The following is a 2,269-nucleotide window of genomic DNA, read 5'->3' as shown; positions in this document are numbered from 1 at the left end:
TGCGCGAGGGCGCGCGCGTGGCCGACCTGCGGCGCGCCGGCGGCACGCGCGGCCCCGTCACCGGCGTGCGCGTGCTCGACGCCGACGGGAGCACGCGCGAGCTGCGCGCCCGCCTGGTCGTCGGCGCCGACGGGCTGCGCAGCGTCGTCGCCAGCCGGCTCGGGCTCACCGCGCGCCTGCCGTGGCCGCGCCGCCTCGCCTTCCAGTGCCACGTGCGCGGCCTCCCCGGCGTCGGCGCGCTCGGCGAGATGCACGTCGAGCGCGACGGCTTCGTCGGCATCGCCGACGTCGGCGGCGGGCTCACGAACGTCGCCATGGTCGCGCCCATGAAGGTCGCCCGCCGCGGGCTGGCCGCGCACGGCGCGCCGGCCGCCTTCCTCGACGCCTGGCTCGCGAAGGCGCCGCAGCTCGCGCCCCGCTTCGCGCGCGCCGAGCGCGTGGGGCCCGTGCGCGCCACCGGGCCGTTCGCCGTGCACGCGCGCCGCGCGTGGGCCTACGGCGCGGCGCTGGTCGGCGAGGCGGCCGACTTCTTCGACCCGTTCACCGGCGAGGGGATCTACAGCGCGCTGCGCGGCGGCGAGCTGCTGGCCCCCTACGCCGCCGACGCCGCCCGCGGCGACCGGCGCGCGCTCGCCGGCTACGAGCGCGCGCGCCGCGCCGAGTTCCGCGGCAAGTGGATGGTCGAGCGGCTGATCGGGCTCGCCGTCGCGCACCCGCTCCTCATCAACCGCGCGGCGCGCGTGCTGTCGCGCCGCCGCGACCTGGCCGACCTGCTGGTCGGCGTCGCCGGCGACTTCGTCCCGGCGGACCAGGTGCTGAACGCCCGCTACGTGTGGCAGCTGTTCGGCGCCCGCGCGCGCGGCGCGCGACGCGCCGGCGGCGCGGGCGGCGCCGACCCGTCCGCCGACGCCTCCTGCTGACCCCCGCCGTCTCCGATGATCGCGCCGTCCGACCCGTCCCGCCGCCTTCCCCCCGACGCCCGCGCCGACGCGCGCCCCGCCGTGGACCCCGACACGTTCCGCTCCGTCCTGGGCCGCTTCGCCTCGGGCGTGACCGTGCTGACGACGGTCGACGCCGAGGGGCGCGACCACGGGATGACGGTGAGCGCCTTCTGCTCGCTGTCGCTCGACCCGCCGCTCGTGCTGGCGTGCATCGACCGCACGGCGACCATGCACGACGGCCTCCCCGTCGGCGCGCCGCTGGTGATCAACATCCTGTCGGCGGGGCAGGAGGCGCTGTCGCGCCGCTTCGCCTCGGGCGACCCGCCGAACCGCTTCGACGGCGTCGGCTACGCGCGCGGCGCGGTGGGCGCGGCGGTGCTCGACGACGTGCTGGCCTGGCTCGAGTGCCGCGTGCACGCGCGCCACCCGGGCGGCGACCACACGATCGTGATCGCGCACGTCGAGGCGGCGGGGACGCGGCAGGAGCGGCCGCTGCTCTACTATCGGAGCGGGTACGCGACGTTGGAGCGATGACGAGGCACGCGCCCCCTCGACGCTCGACGCTCGACGCTCGACGCTCGCGCCGGCGTGCGGCGACGCCGAGCGTCGAGCGTCGAGCGTCGAGGGAGCCGCGGGGGACGCGATGATCTTCACCCCCCGCGCCCGCCGCCGCGGCGTCGAGTACCTCGACGAGCCCGGGGTCGACGGCGCGACGGTCGTGCGCTCGCTGGCCGACGTCGCCCGCTCGAACGCGCTCTTCGGCGGGCGGCGCGCCGTGCTGGGCGCGGTCGCCGACGCGCTCGACGGGGTGCGCGAGGCGACGCTGCTCGACGTCGGCACCGGGATGGGCGACATCCCCTTCCACGCGCGGCGGCTGGCCGAGCGGCGCGGCGTGCGGCTCGCCACCGTCGGCGTGGAGCTGAGCGAGCCGCTGGCGCGGGCGGCGCGGGCGCGGGTCGGGGACGTCGTGCGCGCCGACGCCTTCGCCCTCCCGTTCGCCGACGCGAGCGTGGACGTCGTGACCTGCTCGCAGGTGCTCCACCACTTCGCCGACCCCGACGCCGCGCGGCTGCTCGCCGAGCTGCAGCGGGTGGCGCGGCGGCGCGTCGTGGTCGGCGACCTGCGGCGGAGCTGGGTCGCCGCGGCCGGCTTCTGGCTCGCCTCGTGGCCGCTCGGCTTCCACCCGGTGACGCGGCACGACGGCGTCGTCTCCGTGCTGCGCGGCTTCACCGCCGCCGAGCTGGCGGCGCTGGCGCGGTCGGCGGGGGCGCGCGCGCCGGCGGTGCGGCGGCGGCTCGGGTGGCGGCTGGTCGCCAGCTGGGCGCCCG

3 protein-coding genes are annotated in these 2,269 nt (G+C 79.0%); all 3 read left to right on the top strand.

Translation table 11 applies throughout. From position 1 onward, the window contains the following. The coding region (locus PYV61_RS24425; protein WP_275836485.1) for an FAD-dependent monooxygenase at nt 1-920 on the top strand (920 nt) is incomplete at its 5' end. A gap of 15 nt (nt 921-935) precedes the next feature. Next, entirely contained in the window at nt 936-1,475 is a 540-nt protein-coding gene (locus tag PYV61_RS24420) for a flavin reductase family protein (RefSeq protein ID WP_275836484.1), read from the top strand. 109 nt (nt 1,476-1,584) lie between these two features. After that, nucleotides 1,585-2,269: methyltransferase domain-containing protein (locus tag PYV61_RS24415; protein ID WP_275836483.1), on the top strand; the 685-nt coding region annotated here is incomplete at its 3' end.

The organism is Roseisolibacter sp. H3M3-2 (assembly GCF_029211165.1).
Classification (GTDB): Bacteria; Gemmatimonadota; Gemmatimonadetes; order Gemmatimonadales; family Gemmatimonadaceae; genus Roseisolibacter.
This window is presented reverse-complemented; position numbering and strand designations above follow the sequence as displayed.